General features: G+C 61.8%; 34 protein-coding genes. 25 read left to right on the plus strand and 9 right to left on the minus strand.

What is annotated here, in order from left to right; all coding sequences use genetic code 11:
- Positions 1-118: 118 nt before the first annotated feature.
- The 14 genes from fusA to CLU86_RS19785 all read left to right on the plus strand — a co-directional run bounded on the left by fusA (position 119) and on the right by CLU86_RS19785 (position 9,571).
- Complete coding sequence (gene fusA / locus CLU86_RS19720; protein WP_099657582.1) at positions 119-2,221, plus strand: elongation factor G; 2,103 nt, start codon at positions 119-121, stop codon at positions 2,219-2,221.
- A gap of 135 nt (positions 2,222-2,356) precedes the next feature.
- Positions 2,357-3,547 (plus strand): elongation factor Tu, encoded by a 1,191-nt coding sequence (gene tuf, locus CLU86_RS19725; RefSeq protein WP_099657583.1) that lies wholly within the window; start codon positions 2,357-2,359, stop codon positions 3,545-3,547.
- A gap of 23 nt (positions 3,548-3,570) precedes the next feature.
- A complete protein-coding gene (gene rpsJ / locus CLU86_RS19730) occupies positions 3,571-3,882 on the plus strand; it encodes a 30S ribosomal protein S10 (protein WP_005796953.1) in 312 nt (103 codons plus the stop codon).
- Between the two features lie 201 nt (positions 3,883-4,083).
- Entirely contained in the window at positions 4,084-4,758 is a 675-nt protein-coding gene (gene rplC, locus CLU86_RS19735) for a 50S ribosomal protein L3 (RefSeq protein ID WP_099657584.1), read from the plus strand.
- Positions 4,758-5,378, plus strand: coding sequence for a 50S ribosomal protein L4 (gene rplD, locus CLU86_RS19740; protein WP_008906425.1), 621 nt, complete (start codon positions 4,758-4,760; stop codon positions 5,376-5,378). The genes rplC and rplD overlap by 1 nt, the downstream gene beginning before the upstream one ends.
- The gene (gene rplW, locus CLU86_RS19745) at positions 5,375-5,689 is read left to right on the plus strand and encodes a 50S ribosomal protein L23 (RefSeq protein ID WP_099657585.1); all 315 of its coding nucleotides are present in this window, start codon (positions 5,375-5,377) and stop codon (positions 5,687-5,689) included. The genes rplD and rplW overlap by 4 nt, the downstream gene beginning before the upstream one ends.
- A gap of 2 nt (positions 5,690-5,691) precedes the next feature.
- Positions 5,692-6,516 (plus strand): 50S ribosomal protein L2, encoded by an 825-nt coding sequence (rplB, locus tag CLU86_RS19750; RefSeq protein ID WP_044397443.1) that lies wholly within the window; start codon positions 5,692-5,694, stop codon positions 6,514-6,516.
- Between the two features lie 10 nt (positions 6,517-6,526).
- Positions 6,527-6,805 (plus strand): 30S ribosomal protein S19, encoded by a 279-nt coding sequence (rpsS, locus tag CLU86_RS19755; RefSeq protein ID WP_005796963.1) that lies wholly within the window; start codon positions 6,527-6,529, stop codon positions 6,803-6,805.
- 9 nt (positions 6,806-6,814) lie between these two features.
- Complete coding sequence (gene rplV / locus CLU86_RS19760; protein ID WP_005796970.1) at positions 6,815-7,147, plus strand: 50S ribosomal protein L22; 333 nt, start codon at positions 6,815-6,817, stop codon at positions 7,145-7,147.
- 14 nt (positions 7,148-7,161) lie between these two features.
- Entirely contained in the window at positions 7,162-8,043 is an 882-nt protein-coding gene (gene rpsC, locus CLU86_RS19765) for a 30S ribosomal protein S3 (protein WP_099657586.1), read from the plus strand.
- A 2-nt stretch (positions 8,044-8,045) separates the two neighbouring features.
- Positions 8,046-8,462: a 50S ribosomal protein L16 gene (gene rplP, locus CLU86_RS19770; RefSeq protein WP_007847799.1), complete on the plus strand. Its 417-nt coding sequence runs from the start codon at positions 8,046-8,048 to the stop codon at positions 8,460-8,462.
- Between the two features lie 16 nt (positions 8,463-8,478).
- Positions 8,479-8,673: a 50S ribosomal protein L29 gene (gene rpmC, locus CLU86_RS19775; protein WP_099657587.1), complete on the plus strand. Its 195-nt coding sequence runs from the start codon at positions 8,479-8,481 to the stop codon at positions 8,671-8,673.
- Between the two features lie 9 nt (positions 8,674-8,682).
- The gene (gene rpsQ / locus CLU86_RS19780) at positions 8,683-8,952 is read left to right on the plus strand and encodes a 30S ribosomal protein S17 (RefSeq protein WP_015012192.1); all 270 of its coding nucleotides are present in this window, start codon (positions 8,683-8,685) and stop codon (positions 8,950-8,952) included.
- A gap of 112 nt (positions 8,953-9,064) precedes the next feature.
- Positions 9,065-9,571: a peroxiredoxin gene (locus CLU86_RS19785; RefSeq protein ID WP_099742820.1), complete on the plus strand. Its 507-nt coding sequence runs from the start codon at positions 9,065-9,067 to the stop codon at positions 9,569-9,571.
- A gap of 216 nt (positions 9,572-9,787) precedes the next feature.
- Here CLU86_RS19785 and CLU86_RS19790 read toward each other — a convergent pair whose 3' ends face one another.
- Together CLU86_RS19790 and CLU86_RS19795 are read right to left on the minus strand one after the other, a co-directional pair.
- Positions 9,788-10,279 (minus strand): GNAT family N-acetyltransferase, encoded by a 492-nt coding sequence (locus CLU86_RS19790; RefSeq protein WP_099658961.1) that lies wholly within the window; start codon positions 10,277-10,279, stop codon positions 9,788-9,790.
- Between the two features lie 114 nt (positions 10,280-10,393).
- Positions 10,394-11,062, minus strand: coding sequence for a cytochrome b/b6 domain-containing protein (locus tag CLU86_RS19795; protein ID WP_099742821.1), 669 nt, complete (start codon positions 11,060-11,062; stop codon positions 10,394-10,396).
- Positions 11,063-11,267: 205 nt separating this feature from the next.
- Between CLU86_RS19795 and CLU86_RS19800 the strand changes: the two genes are divergently transcribed.
- A complete protein-coding gene (locus CLU86_RS19800; protein WP_099657590.1) occupies positions 11,268-11,723 on the plus strand; it encodes a cytochrome c in 456 nt (151 codons plus the stop codon).
- Positions 11,724-11,956: 233 nt separating this feature from the next.
- Here CLU86_RS19800 and CLU86_RS19805 read toward each other — a convergent pair whose 3' ends face one another.
- Positions 11,957-12,460 carry a TlpA disulfide reductase family protein gene (locus CLU86_RS19805; protein ID WP_099742822.1) on the minus strand — a complete coding sequence of 168 codons (504 nt, stop codon included), beginning with the start codon at positions 12,458-12,460 and terminating at the stop codon, positions 11,957-11,959.
- A gap of 261 nt (positions 12,461-12,721) precedes the next feature.
- On the opposite strand from CLU86_RS19805, the gene CLU86_RS19810 reads away from it, so the two are divergent.
- The 5 genes from CLU86_RS19810 (at position 12,722) to ptsP (ending at position 17,143) form a co-directional block, all read left to right on the plus strand.
- On the plus strand, positions 12,722-13,273 hold the full coding sequence (locus CLU86_RS19810) for a hypothetical protein (RefSeq protein WP_099742823.1): 552 nt from the start codon (positions 12,722-12,724) through the stop codon (positions 13,271-13,273).
- Positions 13,274-13,380: 107 nt separating this feature from the next.
- Positions 13,381-14,646 (plus strand): MFS transporter, encoded by a 1,266-nt coding sequence (locus tag CLU86_RS19815; protein ID WP_233195335.1) that lies wholly within the window; start codon positions 13,381-13,383, stop codon positions 14,644-14,646.
- Positions 14,643-15,092, plus strand: coding sequence for a PTS sugar transporter subunit IIA (locus CLU86_RS19820; RefSeq protein WP_099742824.1), 450 nt, complete (start codon positions 14,643-14,645; stop codon positions 15,090-15,092). Before CLU86_RS19815 ends, CLU86_RS19820 begins: the two co-directional genes overlap by 4 nt.
- Positions 15,061-15,330, plus strand: a complete 270-nt coding sequence (locus tag CLU86_RS19825) for an HPr family phosphocarrier protein (RefSeq protein WP_099657595.1) — start codon at positions 15,061-15,063, stop codon at positions 15,328-15,330. Before CLU86_RS19820 ends, CLU86_RS19825 begins: the two co-directional genes overlap by 32 nt.
- Positions 15,331-15,394: 64 nt before the next feature.
- Positions 15,395-17,143 carry a phosphoenolpyruvate--protein phosphotransferase gene (ptsP, locus tag CLU86_RS19830; protein ID WP_099742825.1) on the plus strand — a complete coding sequence of 583 codons (1,749 nt, stop codon included), beginning with the start codon at positions 15,395-15,397 and terminating at the stop codon, positions 17,141-17,143.
- Between the two features lie 77 nt (positions 17,144-17,220).
- Here the strand turns inward: ptsP and CLU86_RS19835 are convergent, their stop codons facing one another.
- The 6 genes from CLU86_RS19835 to CLU86_RS19860 form a co-directional block, all read right to left on the minus strand.
- Complete coding sequence (locus CLU86_RS19835) at positions 17,221-18,129, minus strand: DMT family transporter (protein ID WP_099742826.1); 909 nt, start codon at positions 18,127-18,129, stop codon at positions 17,221-17,223.
- Positions 18,130-18,153: 24 nt separating this feature from the next.
- Positions 18,154-19,026: a DMT family transporter gene (locus CLU86_RS19840; RefSeq protein ID WP_099742827.1), complete on the minus strand. Its 873-nt coding sequence runs from the start codon at positions 19,024-19,026 to the stop codon at positions 18,154-18,156.
- 148 nt (positions 19,027-19,174) lie between these two features.
- Positions 19,175-19,894, minus strand: coding sequence for an AraC family transcriptional regulator (locus tag CLU86_RS19845; RefSeq protein ID WP_099742828.1), 720 nt, complete (start codon positions 19,892-19,894; stop codon positions 19,175-19,177).
- Between the two features lie 24 nt (positions 19,895-19,918).
- Positions 19,919-20,899 (minus strand): lipoyl synthase, encoded by a 981-nt coding sequence (gene lipA / locus CLU86_RS19850; protein ID WP_099657600.1) that lies wholly within the window; start codon positions 20,897-20,899, stop codon positions 19,919-19,921.
- Positions 20,900-20,914: 15 nt separating this feature from the next.
- Positions 20,915-21,604, minus strand: coding sequence for a lipoyl(octanoyl) transferase LipB (gene lipB / locus CLU86_RS19855; protein WP_099743727.1), 690 nt, complete (start codon positions 21,602-21,604; stop codon positions 20,915-20,917).
- Positions 21,605-21,613: 9 nt separating this feature from the next.
- Positions 21,614-21,931: a YbeD family protein gene (locus CLU86_RS19860; RefSeq protein ID WP_099742829.1), complete on the minus strand. Its 318-nt coding sequence runs from the start codon at positions 21,929-21,931 to the stop codon at positions 21,614-21,616.
- 275 nt (positions 21,932-22,206) lie between these two features.
- Here CLU86_RS19860 and CLU86_RS19865 point away from each other — a divergent pair, with 275 nt between their 5' ends.
- Genes CLU86_RS19865 through CLU86_RS19885 form a run of 5 tightly spaced genes read left to right on the plus strand, consistent with a single transcriptional unit; the run spans position 22,207 to position 24,965 of the window.
- Entirely contained in the window at positions 22,207-22,680 is a 474-nt protein-coding gene (locus CLU86_RS19865; protein WP_099742830.1) for an ATP synthase subunit I, read from the plus strand.
- 19 nt (positions 22,681-22,699) lie between these two features.
- Entirely contained in the window at positions 22,700-23,578 is an 879-nt protein-coding gene (atpB, locus tag CLU86_RS19870) for a F0F1 ATP synthase subunit A (RefSeq protein WP_099657603.1), read from the plus strand.
- A gap of 59 nt (positions 23,579-23,637) precedes the next feature.
- On the plus strand, positions 23,638-23,907 hold the full coding sequence (atpE, locus tag CLU86_RS19875; RefSeq protein ID WP_099657604.1) for a F0F1 ATP synthase subunit C: 270 nt from the start codon (positions 23,638-23,640) through the stop codon (positions 23,905-23,907).
- 34 nt (positions 23,908-23,941) lie between these two features.
- The gene (locus tag CLU86_RS19880; RefSeq protein ID WP_099657605.1) at positions 23,942-24,412 is read left to right on the plus strand and encodes a F0F1 ATP synthase subunit B; all 471 of its coding nucleotides are present in this window, start codon (positions 23,942-23,944) and stop codon (positions 24,410-24,412) included.
- A gap of 10 nt (positions 24,413-24,422) precedes the next feature.
- Positions 24,423-24,965 (plus strand): F0F1 ATP synthase subunit delta, encoded by a 543-nt coding sequence (locus CLU86_RS19885; protein WP_099657606.1) that lies wholly within the window; start codon positions 24,423-24,425, stop codon positions 24,963-24,965.
- Positions 24,966-25,000: the final 35 nt, after the last annotated feature.

Genomic DNA, 25,000 nt, shown 5'->3' on the forward strand with positions numbered 1-25,000 from the left:
CTGCCGGCATTTTTGCCTGCAGCCTTGTGGCGATTGAGGCGGTCACAAAATTGACGGGATGCAGCGCCACAATGGCTGCCCTGTCCCCCGAATAACACGACCCATCCAAGGATCCACCATGGCTCGCAAGACTCCCATCGAGCGCTACCGCAATATCGGTATCTCGGCCCACATTGACGCTGGCAAGACCACGACCACCGAACGTATCCTGTTCTACACAGGCGTGAGCCACAAGATTGGTGAAGTGCACGATGGCGCTGCCACCATGGACTGGATGGAGCAGGAACAAGAGCGCGGCATCACGATCACGTCCGCTGCCACGACCTGCTTCTGGAAGGGCATGGACAACTCTTACGAAGAGCACCGCTTCAATATCATCGACACCCCCGGCCACGTGGACTTCACGATCGAAGTGGAGCGTTCCATGCGCGTGCTGGACGGCGCTTGCATGGTGTACTGCGCTGTGGGTGGCGTGCAGCCCCAGTCGGAAACCGTTTGGCGCCAAGCCAACAAGTACAAGGTGCCTCGTTTGGCCTTTGTGAACAAGATGGACCGTACCGGTGCCAACTTCTTCAAGGTCTACGAGCAAATGAAGTTGCGCCTGAAGGCCAACCCTGTGCCCGTGGTGATCCCAATTGGCGCTGAAGACAAGTTCACTGGCGTGGTCGATCTGCTGAAGATGAAGGCCATCCTGTGGGACGAAGCGTCGCAAGGCATGAAGTTCAGCTACGAAGAAATCCCGGCTGACCTGCTCGAATCCGCCAAGGAATGGCGTGAAAAGATGGTGGAAGCTGCTGCTGAAGCCTCTGAAGAGCTGATGAACAAGTACCTCGAAGAGGGTGACTTGAGCGAAGCGGAAATCAAGCAAGGTCTGCGCACCCGCACGATCGCGACTGAAATCCACCCCATGCTCTGCGGCACCGCCTTCAAGAACAAGGGTGTGCAGCGCATGCTGGACGCCGTGATCGACTACCTGCCAGCACCGACGGACATTCCTGACGTGACGGGTACCGATGAAGACGAAAAGCCAGTGACCCGCAAGGCGGACGATAACGAGAAGTTCTCTGCGCTGGCGTTCAAGCTGATGACCGACCCGTTTGTGGGTCAGTTGACGTTCGTGCGTGTGTACTCGGGCGTGCTCTCCAAGGGCGACACCGTCTACAACCCGATCAAGGGCAAGAAAGAGCGTATCGGCCGGATCGTGCAAATGCATGCAAACGAACGCCAGGAAGTCGAAGAAATTCGCGCCGGTGACATCGCTGCTTGCGTGGGTTTGAAGGACGTCACCACGGGTGAAACACTGAGCGACATCGATTCGCCGCTGATTCTGGAGCGCATGGTGTTCCCTGAGCCTGTGATCACACAGGCTGTGGAACCCAAGACCAAGGCTGACCAGGAAAAGATGGGTATCGCTCTGCAGCGTCTGGCTGCTGAAGATCCATCCTTCCGTGTGAAGACCGACGAAGAATCCGGTCAGACCCTGATTGCCGGGATGGGCGAGCTCCATCTGGAAATCATCGTGGACCGCATGAAGCGTGAATTCGGCGTGGAAGCCAACGTGGGCAAGCCCCAAGTGGCCTACCGCGAAACCATTCGCAAGACGGTGGAAGAAGCCGAAGGCAAGTTCGTGCGCCAGTCCGGCGGTAAGGGTCAGTACGGCCACGTCGTGCTCAAGATCGAGCCGAACGAAGCCGGCAAGGGCAACGAATTCGTCGACGCCATCAAGGGCGGTGTGGTTCCTCGCGAATTCATCCCTGCGGTGGAAAAGGGCTTCAACGAAGCCGTCACGCAAGGTGTGTTGGCTGGCTACCCTGTGGTGGACGTCAAGGTCACGCTGCACTTCGGCTCGTACCACGATGTGGACTCGAACGAACTGGCGTTCAAGATGGCTGCCATCTTCGGTTTCAAGGAAGGTTGCCGCAAGGCCAATCCCGTGATCCTGGAGCCCATGATGGCCGTGGAAGTGGAAACACCTGAAGACTACGCCGGTACCGTGATGGGTGACTTGTCCAGCCGCCGTGGCATGGTGCAAGGCATGGACGACATCCCAGGCGGTGGCAAGGCCATTCGTGCTGAAGTGCCGCTGTCTGAAATGTTTGGCTACTCGACTTCGCTGCGTTCCGCAACCCAAGGTCGCGCCACGTACTCGATGGAATTCAAGCACTACAGCGAAGCCCCTCGCAATGTGTCTGAAGCCATCATGGCTTCGCGCGCCAAGTAAGTTCTGGGCCCGGGTCCCGCCCGGGCTTTGCTTTGTCTGCGATCCGGTGCCGCCCTGTTCCCTGTGCGGGGCGAATCAGCAACCGAATGCAGACGTTAAACCACTACACAGGTATTGCTCTTTGGAGATTGCAAAATGGCAAAAGGAAAATTCGAACGCACCAAGCCCCACGTCAACGTGGGCACCATCGGTCACGTGGACCATGGCAAGACAACCCTGACGGCTGCTATCGCTACCGTGCTGTCTGCCAAGTTTGGCGGCGAAGCCAAGAAGTACGATGAAATCGACGCAGCGCCCGAAGAAAAGGCACGCGGCATTACCATCAACACGGCCCACGTTGAATACGAAACCGCCAATCGCCACTACGCTCACGTGGACTGCCCTGGCCACGCTGACTATGTGAAGAACATGATCACCGGCGCTGCCCAAATGGACGGCGCTATCTTGGTGTGCTCCGCTGCTGACGGCCCAATGCCCCAGACCCGCGAACACATCCTGCTGGCCCGCCAAGTGGGCGTGCCTTACATCATCGTGTTCCTGAACAAGTGCGACATGGTGGACGACGAAGAGCTGCTGGAACTCGTCGAAATGGAAGTTCGCGAACTCCTGGACAAGTACAGCTTCCCTGGCGACGACACCCCCATCGTGCGTGGTTCCGCTAAGCTGGCTCTGGAAGGCGACAAGGGTCCTCTGGGCGAACAAGCCATCGACAAGCTAGCCGAAGCCCTGGACACCTACATCCCTACGCCTGAGCGCGCTGTGGACGGTGCCTTCCTGATGCCTGTGGAAGACGTGTTCTCGATCTCCGGTCGTGGCACCGTGGTGACGGGCCGTATCGAGCGCGGCATCATCAAGGTCGGCGAAGAAATCGAAATCGTCGGTATCCGCGACACACAAAAGACCACCTGCACCGGCGTGGAAATGTTCCGCAAGCTGCTGGACCAAGGTCAAGCTGGCGACAACGTTGGCCTGCTGCTGCGCGGCACCAAGCGTGAAGACGTCGAGCGCGGCCAAGTGCTGTGCAAGCCCAATTCGATCAAGCCACACACCCACTTCACTGCCGAAGTGTATGTGCTGAGCAAGGACGAAGGCGGCCGTCACACGCCTTTCTTCAACAACTACCGTCCTCAGTTCTACTTCCGTACGACTGACGTGACTGGCGCCATCGAGCTGCCAGCCGACAAGGAAATGGTCATGCCTGGCGACAACGTGTCGATCACTGTGAAGCTGATCAACCCCATCGCCATGGAAGAAGGCCTGCGCTTTGCTATCCGCGAAGGCGGCCGCACTGTGGGCGCCGGCGTGGTTGCCAAGATCATTGCTTAATTTTTAAGCAAAAGGAACTTGCCATGTCCAAGCAAAAAATCCGCATCCGCCTGAAGGCGTTCGATTACAAGTTGATCGATCAGTCTGCTGCTGAGATCGTTGACACAGCTAAGCGCACTGGTGCGATTGTCAAGGGCCCCGTGCCACTGCCAACCCGCATGAAGCGTTTTGACATCCTGCGTTCGCCGCACGTCAACAAGACCAGCCGTGACCAGCTTGAAATCCGTACGCACCAACGCCTGATGGACATCGTTGATCCAACAGACAAGACGGTGGACGCACTGATGAAGCTCGACCTGCCTGCTGGCGTGGACGTCGAAATCAAGCTGCAGTAATCCCCTGAAGGCGGGCTCGCCAGGGCCCGTCCGATGGTCAATAACGCGGACTTGCTTGAAAAAGCAGTCCGCGTTATACTTTAGGGCTTCGCTTTCTTTGCGCATGCAGAGGAGTGAAGTTTTATTAACCTTCTTTCACGCGCTGGCGCGCAAACGCTGAGGCCAATTGAAGTCACAGCGGTGAGAGTTTTGGAGAAACAAATGAGTCTGAGCAACTCCCTGGGGTTGCTGGGTCGCAAGGTGGGCATGATGCGTCTGTTCACTGATGATGGGGACGCAGTGCCTGTCACAGTGGTTGATGTTTCTAACAACCGTGTTACCCAGATCAAAACCCAAGAGAACGATGGCTACGTGGCCCTGCAGGTCACGTTCGGTTCGCGCAAAGCATCGCGTGTGACCAAGCCAGAAGCCGGTCACCTTGCCAAGGCAGGTGTGGAAGCCGGTGAAATCATCCAAGAATTCCGTGTGACGGCTGACACCGCTGCCCAGTACCAAGCTGGCGCATCTGTGGCTGTAACGTCCGTGTTTTCCGTGGGTCAAAAGGTCGACGTGCAAGGTACTTCGATTGGTAAGGGCTACGCCGGTACCATCAAGCGTCACAACATGGCTTCGCAACGTGCTTCGCACGGTAACAGCCGTTCGCACAACGTGCCCGGCTCGATCGGTATGGCACAAGACCCAGGTCGCGTGTTCCCCGGCAAGCGCATGACTGGCCACCTGGGCGACGTCACCAAGACCACGCAAAACCTCGATGTCATTCGCATCGATGAAGCGCGTCAACTGCTCTTGATCAAGGGCGCTATTCCGGGCTCCAAGGGTGGGTTCGTGACAGTGCGTCCCGCCGTCAAGGCCAAAGCCTCCAAAGGAGCGAACTAATGCAGCTCGAACTCCTGAATGACCAAGGCCAAGGCGCATCCAAGCTGGATGTTCCCGAAACCGTGTTCGGTCGTGAATACAACGAAGATCTGGTTCACCAGATCGTGGTGGCCTACCAGGCCAACGCCCGTCAAGGCACTCGCGCCCAGAAGGACCGCGAACAAGTTCGTCACTCGACCAAGAAGCCTTTCAAGCAAAAGGGTACGGGTAACGCACGTGCTGGTATGACTTCCTCGCCTCTGTGGCGTGGGGGTGGTCGGATTTTCCCGAACATGCCTGACGAAAACTTCACACAGAAGATCAACAAGAAGATGTACCGCGCTGGCATGTCTGCGATTTTGTCGCAGCTGGCCCGCGAAGGCCGTCTGGCTGTGGTCGACTCGCTGAAGCTGGACTCGCCCAAGACCAAGGTTTTGGCCGACAAGTTCAAGGCGATGAACCTGCAATCGGTGATGGTGATTGCCGATGAAGTGGACGAAAACCTGTACCTGGCCTCGCGCAATCTGGTGAACGTGCTCGTTGTTGAGCCACGTTACGCCGATCCCGTGTCGCTGGTGCGTTTCAAGAAAGTGCTCGTCACCAAGGGCGCTATCGACAAACTCAAGGAGATGTTCGCATGAGCACACTCAAGTTTGACGAAGGTCGTCTGATGCAAGTGCTGGTCGCTCCCATCGTGTCCGAAAAGGCCACTATGGTTGCTGAAAAGTCCAATGCTGTGACGTTCAAGGTGCTGCAAAACGCTTCCAAGCCAGAAATCAAGGCCGCTGTGGAATTGATGTTCAAGGTTGAGGTCAAGGGCGTTTCCGTGGTGAACACCAAAGGCAAGACCAAGCGTTTTGGCAAGACTGTGGGCCGCCGCGACAATGTTCGCAAGGCATACGTCACGCTGCAACCAGGTCAAGAGCTGAACCTCTCTGGGGAGGCTGCGTAATCATGGCCGTCATTAAAATGAAACCCACTTCGCCCGGCCAACGTGCTGTGGTGAAGGTTACCCGTGACCACCTGTACAAGGGTGAAGCTTACGCCCCCCTGCTGGAGCCACAATTCCAGAAGGCTGGCCGTAACAACAACGGTCACATCACGACCCGCCACAAGGGCGGTGGTCACAAGCACCACTACCGTGTGGTGGACTTCAAGCGCAACAAGGACGGCATTGCCGCCAAGGTTGAGCGCATTGAATACGATCCAAACCGTACGGCCCACATTGCTCTGGTGTGCTATGCCGATGGCGAGCGTCGTTACATCATCGCTCCCCGTGGTCTGGAAGTTGGCGCAACCCTGCACTCCGGTTCGGAAGCCCCGATCCGCGCAGGCAACACGCTGCCTATCCGCAACATCCCCGTGGGTTCGACCATCCACTGCATCGAGCTCAAGCCCGGTGCCGGTGCTCAAATCGCTCGCTCGGCAGGTGCTTCGGCAACGCTGCTGGCCCGTGAAGGCATCTACGCCCAAGTGCGTATGCGTTCCGGCGAAGTGCGCAAGATCCACATCGAATGCCGCGCCACCATTGGTGAAGTGGCTAACGAAGAACACAGCCTGCGCCAATTGGGCAAGGCCGGTGTGAAGCGTTGGATGGGTATTCGTCCTACGGTTCGTGGCGTGGCCATGAACCCTGTGGATCACCCTCACGGTGGTGGCGAAGGCCGCACCGGCGAAGGCCGTCATGCAGTCGATCCTTGGGGCAATCTGACCAAGGGTTATCGCACCCGTAACAACAAGCGCACACAAGTCATGATTGTGTCGCGTCGCAAGAAGTAAGGGGTAACAGATGACTCGCTCTCTCAAAAAGGGTCCATTTGTTGACCATCACTTGTTGGCCAAGGTTGAAAAAGCCGTTGCCACCAAGGATAAGAAGCCAGTGAAGACTTGGTCGCGTCGCTCCATGGTTCTGCCCGAGTTCATCGGTCTGACCATTGCCGTGCACAACGGTAAGCAGCACGTGCCTGTCTACGTCACCGACCAGATGGTGGGCCACAAGCTGGGCGAATTCGCCCTGACGCGCACCTTCAAGGGTCACCCCGCGGACAAAAAAGTCCAGAAGAAGTAAGGAACGACCATGTCTGAAACACGTGCAGTCCTCCGGGGCGTCCGTCTGTCGGTCGACAAAGGCCGTCTGGTTGCGGACCTGATCCGCGGCAAGAAGGTGGACCAGGCTCTGAACATCCTGACATTCACGCAGAAAAAAGCTGCTGGCATCGTCAAGAAGGTTCTGGAATCGGCAATTGCCAATGCAGAACACAACGATGGCGCTGACATCGACGAACTGAAGGTCAAGACCATCTACGTCGAACAAGGCACCACGCTCAAGCGCTTCACCGCGCGCGCCAAAGGCCGCGGCAACCGCATCAGCAAGCCCACGTGCCATGTGTACGTGACGGTTGGTAACTGAGGCCAAGGAAGACTATGGGACAAAAAATCCATCCTACTGGCTTCCGCCTTGCGGTCAGCCGCAACTGGTCCAGCCGCTGGTACGCGAGCAACCGTGACTTCGCCGGCATGCTGGCCGAAGACATCAAGGTTCGCGAGTACCTGAAGGCCAAGCTGAAGAACGCCGCCGTTTCGCGCATCCTGATTGAGCGTCCTGCCAAGAACGCACGCATCACCATTTACTCGGCTCGTCCTGGTGTGGTGATCGGCAAGAAGGGCGAAGACATCGAGAACCTGAAGAAGGAACTCGCGACCCGTCTGGGCGTGCCTGTCGCAGTGAACATCGAAGAAGTGCGCAAGCCTGAAATCGATGCCAAGCTGATCGCTGACAGCATCACGCAGCAGCTCGAAAAGCGGATCATGTTCCGTCGTGCCATGAAGCGCGCCATGCAAAACGCCATGCGTCTGGGTGCCCAAGGCATCAAGATCATGTCGTCTGGTCGTCTGAACGGTATCGAAATCGCCCGTACCGAGTGGTACCGCGAAGGCCGTGTGCCACTGCACACCCTGCGCGCTGATATCGACTACGGCACCTCTGAAGCCAAGACCACCTACGGTGTGATCGGCGTCAAGGTCTGGGTCTACAAGGGTGACACACTGGGTCGCAACGATCTGCCAGCCGTGGAAACTCCACGTCCGGAAGAAGAGCGTCGCCCACGTGGCCCACGCCGTGATGGCCGCCCAGGTGGCGACCGTGCCGGTGCAGGTCGCGGTCCTCGCCGTCCCGTAGGTGCCAATGTGGCCCCTGCTGATGGCAGCGACAAGCCCGCCGGTGCCGGTGGCGCTGATGCAACCGCCGTTAAGCGCGTTCGTAAAGCTGACGCGCCCGCTACAGCAGCGGACGGCAAAGGAGAATAAAGATGCTGCAACCTGCTCGCCGCAAATACCGCAAGGAGCAAAAAGGCCGTAACACTGGCGTCGCAACTCGGGGTGCCTCCGTTGCGTTCGGTGATTTCGGTCTGAAGTGCACCGATCGTGGCCGTCTGACGGCCCGCCAGATCGAAGCTGCACGCCGTGCGATTTCCCGTCACGTCAAGCGTGGCGGCCGTATCTGGATCCGCGTGTTCCCGGACAAGCCAATCTCTACCAAGCCCGCAGAAGTGCGTATGGGTAACGGTAAGGGCAACCCCGAGTACTACGTGGCCGAAATCCAGCCCGGCAAGATCGTGTTCGAAATCGTCGGTGTGCCTGAAGAACTGGCCCGCGAAGCGTTCCGCCTGGCTGCCGCCAAGCTGCCGCTGCGCACCACGTTCGTCAGCCGTCACATTGGTTCGTAATTCAGGAGAACAAGCAATGAAGACTACTGAACTGCGCCAAAAAGACGTCGCCGGTATCGAAGCCGAAATCAAGTCCTTGCAAAAGGCCCATTTCGGTCTGCGTATGCAGAAGGCTACACAGCAGTTGGCTAACACCAACACGCTGCGTACCACCCGCCGCGACATCGCCCGTGCCAAGACCATTCTTGCTGAAAAGCAAGCCGCCAAGTAAGGAGCCCACATGACGGAACCTAAAAAATCCCTCAAGCGCACCTTGATTGGCAAGGTGGTCAGCGACAAGCGTCAAAAGACTGTGACCGTGCTGGTGGAGCGTCGTGTGAAGCACGAGCTCTACGGCAAGATCGTTGCAAAGTCGAGCAAGTACCACGCCCACGACGAAAAGGGTGAGTACAAGCTGGGCGATGTGATCGAAATCACCGAAAGCCGTCCGCTGTCCAAGACCAAGAACTGGGTTGCTACCCGCTTGGTTCAAAAGGCTGGTCTGCTGTAAGCCCTAAAGGCTCAAGGCTCCAAAGCCCTTTCAAAACGGCCCACAATGTGGGCCGTTTTGCTTTTTGGGGCCGCTTTCGAGGCCCCGGCGATTCGCTCAAGGAGAAGATGCAATGATCAAAATTGGTGACACCCTGCCTGCAACAACGCTGATGGAATACTCGGAAGTGGAAGGCGAAGGCTGCAGCATCGGCCCGAACCCCGTGCCGGTGGACAAGGCCACTGCGGGCAAGACCATTGCCTTGTTTGCCTTGCCAGGGGCCTTCACCCCCACCTGCTCTGCCAAGCACGTGCCTGGTTACCTGGAAAAAGCAGAAGAGTTCAAGGCGGCTGGCGTGGATGAAATCTGGTGCCTGAGCGTGAACGACGCCTTTGTGATGGGTGCCTGGGCGCGTGACCAGAAAACCGAAGGCAAGGTGCGCATGCTGGCCGATGGCGACGCTGCCTTTGCCAAGGCCACGGGCCTCACACTGGATCTGACGGGCAAGGGCCTGGGCCTGCGCAGCAACCGCTATTCGATGCTGGTGCGCGATGGCAAGGTGGTGACCTTAAACGTGGAAGGCCCCGGCAAATTTGAGGTCAGCGACGCTGGCACTTTGCTGGCGCAGGCCAAGGCCTAAGCATGCACTCACCTCTCATGCGTCACGCTGAGAGGTCGGGTCGCCCTGTTGCAAGATCGGGGTAGGTGCAATGCCTGCCTTGTTGACCAGGTTCTTCGGCGAACGCCCAGGCATCAGTCTCTCGGCTGTTTGCTATCGAAAATATAGCTGCTAGCGCTTTTCTATCAAGCGCTAGCGCCCAATTTTCTTTCAATCCTGCCATTCCATTCCCCACCATTAGTCAATATCGACCTTGAGGTAGTGCGCCCCTGCAATGGGGTTGTGATAGTAGGGTGGGATCTCTTGAAAGCCCAGGTCGGTGTACAGCGCTCGTGCGGATTCCATCTCGTCCAGCGTGTCAAGCAGCACGCAGGCATAACCGGCACGGCGGGCGGCGTCCAGGCTGGCTTCGGCCAGTTCGCGGCCCAGGCCAAAGCCCCGAAAGGCTTTGCGCACGTACAGGCGCTTCATCTCGCTGGCGTTGGGGTAGTCGGTGCCGTCCACGGGGCGCAGTGCGCAGCAGCCCGCCACAGCACCGTCGACCATGGCCAACAAGAGTTGGCCTCGGGGTGGGGCGTAGTCTCCTGGCAACTGGGCCAGTTCGTCTTCGAAGTTCTGGAAGCACAGATCGATGCCCAGGCTCTGGGCGTACTCTCGAAATATCTCCCGAACGGCCTCCATCTCTTGCGCGCAAGAGGGTGTGACCAGGGTCACGGTGGGCTTTTCCACAATGCTCGGCAACGGTTGTATCGGAAGGCGCAGTGTAGCGGCTCCTTCTCTGGCCGCCCTGAAGACGCGTCAAGGCTGCACTGTGCTGTGCCCAAGGTGCTTTCTGTGCCGCAGTTAGCCCCCCAGGCTGGACACCCACCAGGCCAGTGCCGCACAAGCCCCCGCCAGGGCGATGGCCAGTGCGCGGGTGCCCAGGCTGTCAAGGCTCGGCGGGACGGCTTCTTGCAGTTGCTTGTCGCCTTGCACCATGGGGCGGACGATGCGCTCCTTGCGGACCAGCGCGTAAAACACAATCGCCAGCAAGTGCAGCGCCACCAGACCCAGCAGCAGGTACTGCCCTACCTCTTTGTGGTACGTGGTGAACTGCGAGACGACTTCGCCTGAGACAAAGCGCGTCAGTGGGCCTGAGAAGGCGATTTCGTCGTCGGTGAACAAGCCGCTGCTGACCTGGGCTGCGGTCACGCCCAGCAGCGCCAGCACCGACAACGCGCCCAGCGGGTTGTGTCCGGCCTTGTCTTGGGGGCGGGGGTTGCCTCGCAGGTAGTTCAGCAGCCGTGCGGGTGTGGGCACAAATGACGTAAAGCGCGACCAGTGCCCACCCACCAGGCCCCACACCAGCCGGAAGGCGACCAGCGCCAGCACCACATAGCCCAGCCGGAAATGCCAGACCATGGCGTTGCCACCGACTTTGGCGGTGATGACCAGACCCACGATGCTGCCGGCCAGCAGCCAGTGGAACAGGCGGGTGGGCAAATCCCAGATGCGGACGGTGTGCTGCGGCATGAAAACTCCGTGGGCGTTTTGGTGAGATTGGCATTGTGCGACAGGTGGGCCGCTCCGATGGTCGCTCCGGTTCTGCCAGTGTTCGGCAAAAAAAGATGGCTCAGGGCATACTGCGCCTGGGCTCCAGGGCCTGTGGGCACGCACCTCTGCCAACCCCATGGGCCGCTTTGCGGCGCCCAGCCACCCCATTACAAAGGAAGTCCCCATGAAGAAACTTGCTGCATTTGCCCTGGCCGCCGCTGCGGTCACTTTGTCGGCCCCGGCCTCGGCCGAGTTTGCCAAGGCCGAAGACGCCATCAAATACCGCCAAAGTGCTTTTGTCGTGATGGCCCAGCATTTCTCGCGCATTGGCGCCATGGCCAACGGCAAGGCGCCTTTTGACGCCAAGGCTGCGCAAGAGAGCGCAGACATCGTGGCCGTGATGTCCAAGCTGCCATGGGAAGCCTTTGGCGCAGGCACCGACAAGGGCGCTCCCACCAAGGCGCTGCCTGCCGTGTGGGCGGAGCAGGCCAAGTTCAAGGATCATTCGGACAAGCTGCAGGCTGAGGCTACCAAGCTGGCCGCAGCCGCCAAAACCGGCAACCTCGACAACGTGAAGACCGCCTTTGGCGCGACGGCAGGCACCTGCAAGGCCTGCCATGACAATTTCCGCTCGAAATAAAGACAACCCCCTGAGCGGCTTCGCCGCATCCCCCCTTCCTCGAATCGCTGAGCGATTCGGGACGGAGGACGACGCCAGCGCTGCGGGGCGGCCCTTGCGCGGCGTCCCCCGGCTTGCGGCGTGCCTGGGCATGGATTGGTGAAGCCGTATTGCAGCCAGCCAATACCGAGGGCGGAAACGCAAAAGGCCGATTTCATTGAAATCGGCCTTTTGCGTTTCAGGGGCTGGGCTGCTCAGGTCTCTGCCAGCAATTTCTCAATCAGCTGATGCAGCGCGGGGAAGTCGGGCGCCCCCACATAGCTTTTCACGATCTCGCCACGCTTGTTGACCAGGTAGGTGGTGGGTGTCAGGCGCACATCGCCCCAGGCCTTGGCCACCGCGCCGGTGTTGTCGATGGCGACCTTGAAGGGCAGCTTGCGCGTTTCGGCAAAGTTGACCACGTAGCTGGGCGGGTCGTAGCTCATGGCCACGGCCATGGTTTCAAAACCCTGGGTGGCGTATTTCTTGTGGGTGGCAATGATCTCGGGCATTTCGGCCACGCAGGTCGTGCAGCTGGTAGCCCAGAAGTTGACCAGCGTGACTTTGCCGCGCAGATCGGCGGTGGACTGGCGTGAGCCGTCGAGCAGCACAAACGTGCTCTCGGGGGCGGCCGAGCGGCCCGTGTCCAGGTACACATAGGCGCCGATGCCTGCAAACGCCACCACAGCCAAGCCGCCTAACCAATGTTTGATACCCATGATGTCCTCGTATGCGCAAGCCCACAGACGCTCAACGGCGGCTCCGAGCTACGGCGTGCTGCGCCGCAGCGTGCAGTTGATTGTCCTTGATTCACCCCGCGGGCGTTGTTTGTGGCACCTTGAAACTTGACCCAAGGCAAGGTCGTTCCACCCACTGCTGCAGTCTGCAGCCGAAGTGGGAGTCAGCGGTTGCATAAAAGTTCTGCCGTGCGCAATGCTGGTGCTGCTGATAATGGCCCTATGAAACGACCATGGACCGCAATGAGGAATCGCGCGCGCTGGTTGGCGCTGGGGGCCGCCCTGGGGCTGCAGGCCTGCAGCCCGGCCTTGAACTGGCGCAGCGTGCCGGTGCCCGAAGCGGCGTTGCAGGCCATGCTCCCTTGTAAGCCCGAGCAGGCGACGCGCACGGTGGAGCTGGCCGGCACGCCTTTGGCGATGTCCATGCTGGGGTGTGATGCCGACGGCGCCACGTTTGCGGTGTCGTATGCCCGTCTGGCCGACCCTTCGCAGGTGGGGCGGGCACTGGAGCATTGGCAGGCGGCCGCCCTGGCTCGCATGGGGGTTCCCGCTTCGGTGCCAGGTGCTGCGCCTGCCCCTCAGCCCTTTGTGCCTCCCGGTGCTCTGGCCGTGCCGCAAGCGGTGCGCACCACCGTGCTGGGGCGCAGGCCCGATGGCGCCGCCGTCGCGGCCCAGGCGGTATGGTTTGCGCGGGCGGTGGGCGGCGAGGTGCTGGTCTACCACGCCGTGGTGTTGTCGCCCAAGCCGCAGCCGGCGGTGGCCGACACCTTTTTTGCTGGCCTGGAGCTGAAGTGAGACACCCTGCCGACCCCTCCGATGCCGTCTCTGTAAGCGAGCCCACGGCGGGCACGGCGCTGCGTGCCACCCACGTTGCCAATGCCGCCAGCGCATCCGGCAGCACGCTGGCGTGGCGCTCTGCCGTCGCCGTTTTTCTTACCTTTGCGTTTGCGTACTTTCTATCGGCCCTGGTGCGGGCCGTCACTGCCACGCTGGCCCCCACGCTGGCGCAGGAATTTGCACTGCAGGCCCGCGACCTGGGGCTGTTGGCGGGCGGCTACTTTTTGGGCTTTGCCGCCATGCAGCTGCCGCTGGGCCGGTGGCTGGACCGGCATGGTCCGCGCAAGGTGTCGCTGGGTTTTTTGGGAGTGGCGGTGCTGGGCTGCCTTGTGTTTTCGCAGGCCATGGGGTTTGCCGGGCTGCTGGCCGGGCGCGTGCTGTGCGGGGCGGGCGTCAGCGCCTGCCTGATGGCGCCCCTGACGGGCTACCGGCGCTGGCTGGAGCCCACGGCGCAGATGCGGGCCAATTCGTGGATGCTGATGACGGGCTCGCTCGGCATGGTGGCCTCGACCCTGCCCGTGCAGTGGGCGCTGCCCCTGGTGGGCTGGAGGCCTTTGTTCTGGGCCCTGGCGGGCCTGATTGCGCTGGCCATGCTGCTGATTGCACTGCGCGTGCCCGCATGGCGCGCCGCATTGCCTGAGCAAGGTGCGACGGGGGGCGATGCTGTTGGCGATACGCTGGGCGATGTGGCTCCCCCAGCGGGCTACCGCATGGTGTGGCGGCACCCGTACTTTCAGCGCCTGGCGCCGCTGGCGTTTTGTGTGTACGGCGGCATGGTGGCCGTGCAGACGCTGTGGGCCGGGCCCTGGATGCAACAGGTGGCAGGCTACACGCCGCTGCAGGCGGCCACGGGGCTGTTCTGGATCAATGTCTCCATGCTCTGCACCTTCTGGTCCTGGGGCATGCTCAGCCCCTGGCTGCTGCGGCGCGGCTGGGACGCCAACCGGCTCATGCTCTGGGGGCTGCCGTTGAGCTTGCTGGTGCTGCTGTGCACGGTGCTGGCGGGCCCGCGCGCGGGCGGCACAGCGTGGGCGCTGTTTTGCATGGCCAGCAGTTTTGTCTCGCTCTCGCAGCCTGCTCTGGCCCTGGCGTTTGTGCCCGCGCTGGCGGGGCGCGCGTTGTCGGCCTTCAACCTGGTGATTTTTGCCGGGGTGTTTGTGGTGCAGTGGGGCATTGGCCTGGCCGTGGATGCGTTTGCCGCGCTGGGCTGGGGCACGGCGGCATCGTTTCGGGCGGCCATGGCGGTGTACCTGGCTTGCAACGTGGTGGCGTACGCGTGGTTTGTGCTGCAGCCGCGGCGCCATAATGCAAAGCAAACCGCCCACCCATGAGCACCAGCATCCTCATCATTGCCCACGCCCCTTTGGCCCACGCATTGCGCGAATGTGCACTGCATGTGTTTGCCGACTGCGGCGCCGCCGTCACCGCACTGGATGTGCAGCCCCACGAGCCACCGGAGGAAACCCTGGCCCAGGCGCGCATCCTGCTTGCCAACATGGCCACCGATACGACGCTGGTGCTGACCGACGTGTTTGGCGCCACGCCTTGCAACGTGGCCCAGCGTCTGGTGGACGGCGTGCACTCCCGCCTTGTCACGGGGGTCAACCTTCCCATGTTGCTGCGCGCCGTGAGCTACCGTGCCGAACCCCTGGATTCCGTCGTCTCCCGCGCAGTGGTGGGCGGCACGCAGGGGGTGATGCAGGTGGCCATTGCCGCACCGCAAAACCAGTCCCGACGCAATATCCATGATCAAGACCCGTACGACCATCAGCAATAAGCTGGGCCTGCACGCCCGCGCCTCTGCCAAGCTCACCAAGCTGGCGGGTAGTTTTCCGTGTGACGTTTTCATGAGCCGTGGCGACCGCCGCGTGAATGCCAAAAGCATCATGGGCGTGATGATGCTGGCCGCCGGCATTGGCTCGGAAGTGGAACTGGAAACCCATGGCGACCGCGAACAGGAAGCGATGGACGCGCTGCTGGCGCTGATTGCCGACAAGTTTGGCGAAGGGGAGTGACCGTAAGGTCTGACAACGCTTGCCGCCGCCCGTACACAGCACACAGCCCACAGGAGACTGCTGAATGACCTTTTCCGTCCATGGCCTGGCCGTTGCGCGAGGTATCGCCATTGGCCGCGCCGTGCTGGTGGCGTCCAGCCGGGTGGATGTGGCGCACTACTTTGTCCAGCCCGAGCAGGTGGCTGCTGAAATTGAACGGGTGCGCCAGGGCCGCAATGCCGTGGTGGAAGAGTTGCAGCGCCTGCAGGCCGACATGCCCACCGACGCGCCGCCCGAGTTGACGGCGCTGCTGGATGTGCACCTGATGCTGCTGCAGGACGAGGCCCTGACAGGTGGCGTCAAGCACTGGATCACCGAGCGCCTGTACAACGCCGAATGGGCGCTGACCACGCAGCTTGAAGTCATCGCGCGCCAGTTTGACGAGATGGAAGACGAGTACTTGCGTGAGCGCAAGGCCGACCTGGAGCAGGTGGTCGAGCGCATCCTGCGCTACATGAAAGGCGTGGACAGCCCTGTGGCGCCGCCCATCAGCCAGCGCCGCAAAACGCAGCAAGACCTGCTGCTGGACGACACCGTAGACGTGCCCCTGGTGCTGGTGGCGCACGACCTGTCTCCCGCCGACATGCTGCAGTTCAAGCAAAGCGTGTTTGCCGGTTTTGTGACGGACGTGGGTGGCAAGACATCGCACACCGCCATCGTGGCGCGCAGCATGGACATTCCGGCCGTGGTGGGCGCGCGCGCCGCCAGCCAACTGGTGCGCCAGGATGATTGGGTCATCATCGACGGCGATGCGGGCGTGATGATCGTGGACCCCTCGCCCATCATCCTGGCCGAGTACGGCTTTCGCCAGCGCCAGGGCGAGCTGGAACGCGAGCGCCTGTCTCGCCTGCGGCACACACCTGCCGTCACCATCGATGGGCAAAAGATCGAGTTGCTGGCCAACATCGAGCAGCCTGACGATGCCCCCACTGCCGTGCTGGCCGGGGCCGTGGGGGTGGGCCTGTTTCGCAGCGAATTCCTCTTCATGGGCAAAACCGGCAAATTGCCGGGCGAGGAAGCGCAGTACCTGGCCTACCGACAGGCGCTGGACGGTATGCAGGGCTTGCCTGTCACCATCCGCACCATCGACGTGGGGGCCGATAAGCCGCTGGACAAGGGCCACAAAGACACGCACCTGAACCCCGCCCTGGGCCTGCGCGCCATCCGCTGGAGTCTGGCCGACCCGGCCATGTTCCGCACCCAGCTGCGCGCCGTGCTGCGCGCAGCGGCGCATGGCAAGGTCAAGCTGCTGTTCCCCATGCTGGCGCATGTCTCTGAGATCACCCAGACCCTGGCCCAGGTGGAGCTGGCCCGGGCCGAGCTGGACGCGCGTGGCGTGGCCTATGGCGATGTGCAACTGGGCGCAATGATCGAGATTCCAGCGGCTGCGCTGATGGTGCGCACCTTCTTCAAATACTTCGATTTCCTGTCCATCGGCACCAACGATTTGATCCAGTACACGCTGGCCATTGACCGTGCCGACGAGGCCGTGGCGCACTTGTACGACCCGTTGCACCCCGCCGTGCTGCGGCTGGTGGCCGATGTGATTGCCGAAGGGCACGCGCAGGGCAAGGTGGTGTCGGTGTGCGGAGAGACGGCGGGCGATGTGACCATGACGCGCCTGCTGCTGGGCCTGGGTTTGCGCAGCTTTTCCATGCACCCGGCGCAGATCCTGGCGGTGAAGCAGGAAGTGCTGCGCGCCGATACCCGCAAGCTCACGCCTTGGGCGCAGCAGGTGATGCTGGGCGAGACGTCGCTCACGCCCGGCAGTTGATTGGATTGTTTGCTATATATTTAATAGCTGCTAGCGCTTATAAATAAAGCGCTAGAGGCATTTTTGCCTTTAATGCCTCAGCGCCTGGCCAGCGCCACGCCTGCCATGGCCAGCACAAAGCCCAGCAGTTGCAAGGGGGCCAGCGTTTCGCCAAAGATGGCCCAGGCCTCCAGCGCGGCCAGCGGCGGCACGGCCAGCAGCAGCGCGGCGGTGCGGGTGGCCTCGCCCCGGCGCATCAGCCAGATCAGCAGCGTGGCACCGCCAATCGACAGCACCACCACCGCAAACGCCAACGAACCCCACAGCGCGGCCGAGCCGTCCCAGTGGGGCGTGCCCAGGGTCAGGGCCATGGCCAGCAGCACGCCCACCGCGCCCAGGTTTTGCACCGCACTGGCACTGCGCAGGTCGTCTTGTGCCAGCCAGCGCGACTTTTGCACCATGGCCCCCAGGGTGAGCGACACAATGCTGCCCGCTGCGGCCAGCACCACGGGCCATGGCAGCGCCCCGGCATCGGTGGCGGCCAGGCGCGGGGCCAGCACCAAGGCCACGCCACCAAAGCCCAGTGCCAGCCCGCCCCAGGTGCGCGCAGGCAGGTGTTGCCGCAGCCACAGCACGGCCACCAGGGCGGTGAACAGCGGCTGCAGCGCCCCGATCAATGCCATCACCCCGGCGGGCATGCCGCGTGCCATGGCCCACCAGCTCGGCCCCAGGTAAATGCCGCTCATCAAGGCACCGGCCAGCAAGTGCAGTGCAATGCGCTGCCCCCCGCTGGGCCAGGCAGCGCGCACCCACAGTGCAGCAGCGCTGAAGGCGAGTGCTACGCAGGCAAATCGCGCAGACAGAAACCAGAAAGGGTCGGCATGGGGTGCCACGCCGCGCCCCACCAAAAATCCGGTGGACCAGATCAGCACGAATGCGCCAGGCGCCACCAGCGCAAGGGGTGTGGTCGTGGCGTGCGGGCCGGTGGAAGGGGGCGGATGGGCCATGGGCTAAGAGCGCGGGTGTGCGCTTTAGCGGGCGCGCATGCCCAGCACGGCTGCGGCCAAAATCATCCCGGTGGCCACCACGATGCTGCTGCTGAAGGGGCGCCCGCTCACCAGCACCAGCAGGGTGGTGGAGGCCAGTGGGGTGATGTAGCTCAGGATGCCAATCTGCCGTGCATCGCCCAGCTTCAGCGCCTTGTCCCACATGAAAAACGACGCGCCCAGGGGGCCCAGCCCCAGCAAGGCCAGCAGGCCCCAGTCGCGCCACTGCAGCGTGGTGCTGGGCTCCAGCAGCACATGGCACAGCAGCGACAGTGCGCCAGACACCAGGCCGAACAGGCCAATCGCCGTGGTGGGGAATGCCGCTACACGCTTGGTCAGCAGCGAGTAGCTGGCCCAGATGAACGCCGCCGCCAGCGCAGGCAGGTAGCCCCAGGCCAGGTCCCCGCTCAGCTCACGCCCACCGACGATGGCGATGGCCGCGCCACCAAAGCCCAGCAAGGCGGCCAGCACATGCGCAGTGCGCAAGCGCACCCCCGGCAAGATCACGGGCGACAGCACGACGATGAACAGCGGCCACAGGTAGTTGACGAGGTTGGCCTCGACCGCAGGCGCATGCCGCAGCGCGATGAACAGCAGGAAGTGGTAGGCAAACAAGCCATAAATGCCCAGCGCCAACGTGCGCAGGGGGATGCGCCACTGGGCGGGATCGCGCAGCACAAACGGCCACGCCGGCACGCTGCCCAGGATGAGCGCGATGCCCGTGAGCAAGAAGGGCGGCACATGCGTGAGCGACACGCCCAGCGAGGCCAGGGAGGCCCACAGGGCAATGGCGCCCAGAGCGTACGCATTGGCTTTGAGGTTGGAGGCGTGAGGGTGGGGTGGCGGCGCAGAGGACATGGGCCGACTGTAGGGGGTTTGCCGCACCGGCTGTCGTCGCGCAACGATGGAATATCGTCGCGTGCGGCGGGTGTACACGAGGGTGTGTGCACCGCTCGCGCTGGCGCAGGGCGATGGCCCGGCCTGCCGGCGCTGGCTTTGGGGGCGGTCAGCGCGCGGCGGGCAGTGCTTTGCTTGGCGCATCGCGCCGCAGTGCGGCCGTCAGCGCCGAGGGCGAGCGGTAGCCCGTTTGGTGCGCCACCTCGGCCACCGACAGGCCGCTGTCCCGCAGCAAGCGGGCCTGGGCCAGGCGTTGGCTGCGCAGCCACTCGATGGCGCCCAGGCCCAGCTCCTCGCGGCAGCGGGCGCCGAACTGGCTGGGGCTCAGGTGCACGCGCTGGGCGAGGTCGGCCACGGTGAGGGCTCTGTGCCACTCGCGGGCTGCCCACTGTGAGAGTTGCAGCCAATCGATGGACCGGCGCCGCGATGCCGCGCTGGCGGCCGATGGGGTTGCGCCCCAGGCCTCCAGCAGCAGGGCCGGGCCATGGGCCTGGGCCAGCGGGCGGCCTTGCAGCAGGGCGCTGGCCAGGTATTGCGCCAACGGGCGAGCCTGTGCGGGCAAGGGTTCGTTGCGCTGGGCATAGGCCGTCCAGCCCGCGTGGGCGCTGTCAAGCACTAGGCACAGGCTGCCCCGGCGGGACTCAAAGTCGTGCCGAGCGCCGGGCTCGATCACGCAGCCGTTGCCATGGGCCACGCGCAGGCCGCGGCCTTCAATCTCCAGCTCCAGCGTCCCCTCCAGGCCCAGCAGCACCTGGAAATGGTCATGGCTGTGGCTGCCTGGCGAGGGGCCGTAGCGCCGCAGCGTGAGGGCATCGGCGGCGTTGGCCATGGCCGGGCTGTGGAGGTGCCTGGCTTACACGCCAGCGGCGTGGGCCTGCTGGTCGGCGTGGTAGCTCGACCGAACCATGGCGCCCACGGCTGCGTGGCTGAAGCCCATCTTGTAGGCCTCTTCCTCGAACATCTTGAAGGTGTCGGGGTGCACGTAGCGGCGCACGGGCAGGTGGCTGTTGCTCGGGGCCAGGTACTGGCCGATGGTCAGCATGTCGATGTTGTGCGCGCGCATGTCGCGCATGACCTGCAGGATCTCTTCGTCCGTTTCGCCCAGGCCGACCATGATGCCGCTCTTGGTGGGCACATTGGGGTGCAGAGCCTTGAACTTTTTCAGCAGGTTCAGGCTGAACTGGTAGTCAGAGCCTGGGCGCGCTTCCTTGTACAGGCGGGGCGCGGTTTCCAGGTTGTGGTTCATCACGTCGGGTGGCGCGGCTTTCAGGATTTCGAGGGCGCGGTCATCGCGGCCACGGAAGTCCGGCACCAGGATTTCGATTTGCGTTTGGGGCGACAGCTCGCGGATGTTCTGGATGCATTCCACAAAGTGGCCGCTGCCGCCGTCGCGCAGGTCGTCGCGGTCCACGCTGGTGATCACAACGTACTTGAGTTTGAGCGCGGCAATGGTCTTGGCCAGGTTCAGGGGCTCGTCCTTGTCCAGCGGGTCGGGGCGGCCATGGCCCACGTCGCAAAACGGGCAACGGCGCGTGCACTTGTCGCCCATGATCATGAAGGTGGCCGTGCCCTTGCCAAAGCACTCGCCGATGTTGGGGCAGGAGGCTTCTTCGCACACGGTGTGCAGCTTGTGCTCGCGCAGGATCTCCTTGATTTCGTAAAAGCGCGTGGTAGGGCTGCCCGCCTTCACCCGAATCCAGTCAGGCTTCTTGAGCACTTCGCCATGCTCCACCTTGATCGGAATGCGCGACAGCTTGGCTGCCGCTTTTTGCTTGGCCAGCGGGTTGTAGGCTTCGGTGGATTGCGCTTCGCGGACGACTTCAGGGGTGCTCATGGCTGTAGGCGGAGTTCAGGGCGCCAACCGGATGCTGAGCTGCTGGCCCAGCACCTGCGCGGCTTCTTCCCAGGTGGTGTGGACCCCGATTGTAGAAAGGTCCACGGTTTGCAAACCTGCGTAACCGCAAGGGTTGATGCGCGCAAAGGGCTCCAGGTCCATGGCCACGTTCAGCGCCACACCGTGGTAGGTGCAGTGGCGGCTGACCTTGATGCCCAGCGCAGCTATCTTGCCCAGGCCTTCAAAATCCGGCACCGGCGCAGCCGCACCCTCGCGCTTTTGCGGGCGCTGCGGCAGCAGAGCGTGGCTGTGCGGGTCGTCCAGCCGCACATAGATGCCCGGCGCACCTGCCACGCGGTGCCCGGTCACGCCAAAGTGGTCCAGCGTGCGAATCACGGCCTCTTCGACGCGGTACACGTACTCCTTGACGTAGTAACCGGCACGGTGCAAATCAATGAGTGGGTAGGCCACCACCTGCCCCGGGCCGTGGAAGGTGACCTGCCCGCCCCGGTTGGTCGCCACCACAGGGATGTCACCGGGGTTTAGGAGGTGATCGCTTTTGCCTGCGAGGCCCTGTGTATAAAGCGGTAAGTGCTCACAAATAAGGAGCATGTCGGGGCTGTCTGGCGTGCGCGCAGCGGTGTAGTCTTGCATCGACTGCACCGTGTGTGCGTAGTCCACGCGGCCCAGCTGGCGCAGTTCCATGGACATTGTTCAGAGCGCGTATTTCACCAGCGGATGGGCGGTGAGTGCCCGGTAAAAATTGTCCAGCTGATCGCGGCTGGTGGCCGTGATGGTGATGGTGAGGCTGATGTACTTGCCCCCTGCGCTGTCGCGCTGGGCGATGGTGGCGGCGTCCAGAAACGGGTCATGCTGCTTGGCCAGGGCGGTCATTTGCAGCACAAAGTCGTCTGTCTTGGCGCCCATCACTTTGACCGGGAACAGGCAGGGGTATTCGATCAGCGAGTCTTTGCTCGGGTCCGGCGGGGCTGCGTCAGTGCCGTGGGGGGAGGGGGGCGCAGAGGATGTCATGGTCAAGGGTGCTTCTCTTTTGGTAGCTTTCAGCGCTTTGCTGGTAAGCCTTCTGGGCCTGTGCAATCGCTGGCATTGTGCTGCAAATACCCGTTATCAGTCCGCAACTTTGTGCCGGCCTTCTGTGTGTACGGCGTTGGCGTGTCACCACAAAGGGGCACGCGCGCGCACCGCATTTGTGCCCGCCATGTGGAATTTTCCTGGCGTCACGGGTTTTTACTTATAATTAGAGGCTTTGTAAAAGTTGCGGTCTGTAACGCGGACGTCATTCAATAATGAAAACAATCGCGCCAGAGACTGAAGCTGAGGCTGAAGATTCTGACTTCAAGCCCCTGACCGCCCAAGAGGCGCAGCAGTGGCGCAGTCGCAATCCTCCCATTTCGGTGTGGAAGGTGGTGACGGGTCAGGCGCTGGTCGGAATGCTGGTGGCCCTGGTGGCCTGGGTTCTGACGGGCAGGGCATCGGTGGGCTGGTCTGCAGCCTATGGTGCCCTGGCGGTAGTGGTCCCGGCAGCTTTGTTTGCCCGGGGGGTGTTGCGTCACAAGGCGTCATCCAATCCGCGTGCCGCCATGCTGGGGTTCTTTGGTTGGGAAATCGCCAAAATCGTGTTGACGGTGGCGCTGCTGGCAGCGGCACCCCGGCTGGTGGTGGGCTTGAGCTGGATCGCCCTGCTGGTTGGCATGGTGGTCACAATGAAAACGTACTGGGTTGCGCTATGGGTGCGGCCTGGTGTCCGAAAAACCGATTGATAGAGAGAAGAGTTGTCCGATGGCCGCAGAAGCGCACGCTCCGACTGCAAGTGAATACATCGTTCACCACCTGCAGCATCTTCAAAACATCAACCAGACCAAGATTGTTGACTTCACTGTCATCAACTATGACTCCATCATCGTGGGTTTGGTTCTGGGTGCCCTCACACTTTTGATTCTCTGGTCGGCTGCCCGTAAGGCGACCTCCGGCGTGCCCGGTCGCTTCCAGGCGGCCGTGGAAATGCTGGTCGAGATGGTGGACAACCAGGCCAAGGCCAACATCCACAACGCCGAAAGCCGCAAGTTCATTGCCCCCCTGGGTCTCACGGTGTTTGTCTGGATCTTCCTGATGAACTTCATGGACATGTTGCCCGTGGACCTGCTGCCCGCCATCTGGGCGCAGATTTATGGCGCTGCCGGCCACGATCCGCACCACGCCTACCTGCGCGTTGTGCCTACAGCCGATCTCTCGACCACCCTGGGCTTGGCATTCGCCATCCTGATCCTGCGTTTCTGGTACAGCGTCAAGATCAAGGGCGCTGGCGGCTGGGCGCATGAGCTTGTGTCGGCCCCGTTCGGCACCAGCAAGAATCCCATCTTCGCCCTGATTTTGGGCGTAGTGAACCTGTTGATGCAGGTGATCGAATATGTCGCCAACACCGTGTCCCATGGCATGCGGTTGTTTGGCAACATGTACGCTGGCGAACTGGTGTTCATGCTGATTGCCCTGATGGGTGGTGCGGCTGCACTGTCGCTGTCGGGTGTGCTGCTGCCTGTGGGCCACGTCATCGCTGGCACCATCTGGACGCTGTTCCACATTTTGGTGATCTCGCTGCAAGCCTTCATCTTCATGATGCTTGCGCTGATTTACCTCGGTCAGGCGCACAACGCGCACTAAACGGTTCCCTTTCGTTTCTCTTTCCTTTTCAACTTTTCTTTTTTAACTCAGGAGTCATCATGGAAAACATTCTCGGTCTCGTCGCTCTGGCTTGTGGTCTGATCGTTGGTCTGGGCGCTATCGGCGCTTCCATCGGTATCGCACTGATGGGTGGCAAGTTCCTCGAATCGTCGGCACGTCAGCCTGAACTGATCAACGAACTGCAAACCAAGATGTTCATCTTGGCCGGTCTGATCGACGCTGCCTTCCTGATCGGCGTGGCTATCGCTCTGTTGTTCGCTTTCGCCAACCCCTTCGTCTCCACGTTCTTGGTCAACCTGCCCAAGTAATTCCCGTTCAACGCCACTCTAGAAAGGTGTTGCCGTGAGTATCAACGCGACCCTGTTCATTCAGGCCATCGTCTTCTTGATCCTGGTATGGTTCACGATGAAATTCGTGTGGCCTCCGATCGCGAAGGCGTTGGATGAACGAGCCCAGAAAATCGCCGAAGGCCTCGCTGCTGCCGATCGTGCCAAGTCCGAACTGACCGCTGCCAACCAGCGCGTCGAAAAGGAACTGTCACAGGCACGCAACGAAACGGCCTCGCGTCTTGCGGACGCCGACCGCCGTGCCCAGGCCATCGTCGAAGAAGCCAAGGCACGCGCTACGGAGGAAGGCAACAAGATCGTTGCATCCGCACGTGCAGAAGCCGAACAGCAAACGGTGCAAGCCCGCGAAGCCCTGCGTGAGCAGGTGGCCGCGCTGGCCGTCAAAGGTGCAGAGCAGATTCTCCGCAAGGAAGTCAATGCCGGCGTTCACGCCGACCTGCTCAACCGCCTGAAGACCGAGCTGTAAGGGGACACACATGGCTGAACTCGCCACCATTGCCCGCCCTTACGCCGAAGCCCTGTTCAAGGCCGCTACTGCGGGTGCGGGCATGGACCTGGCCAGCACTGCTGACTGGGTCGATGAACTGGCGGCCATTGCCGCCAACCCCCAGTTGCGCCAGCTGGCCGACAACCCCAAGGTGACGGCAGACCAGGTGTTTGCTGTCGTCACGGGTGTTGCGCGTTCGGCGCTGTCCGATGCGGCCAAGAACTTCCTGCGCACGGTCATCGACAACGGGCGCCTTGAAGCGCTGCCTGAAGTCGCCGTGCAATTCCGTGCCCTCGTGAATGGCCGCACAGGCTCTTCGGATGCTGTGGTACACAGCGCTTTCCCAATGGATGCTGCAGCCCTGGCCGATGTCAGCGCAGCCCTGGAAAAGCGCTTTGGCCGCAAGCTCAACCTCACCGCTCAGCTGGATGCGTCCCTGATCGGTGGCATTCGCGTAGTGGTGGGTGACGAGGTGCTGGACACTTCGGTCAAGGCCCGTCTTGAACAAATGAAAGCGGCCCTCACCGCGTAACGCGCGGCGAGGACAGCGAACCAAAGAAAGAAGGA

Source organism: Acidovorax sp. 62, assembly GCF_002754495.1.
Taxonomy (GTDB): domain Bacteria; phylum Pseudomonadota; class Gammaproteobacteria; order Burkholderiales; family Burkholderiaceae_C; genus Acidovorax.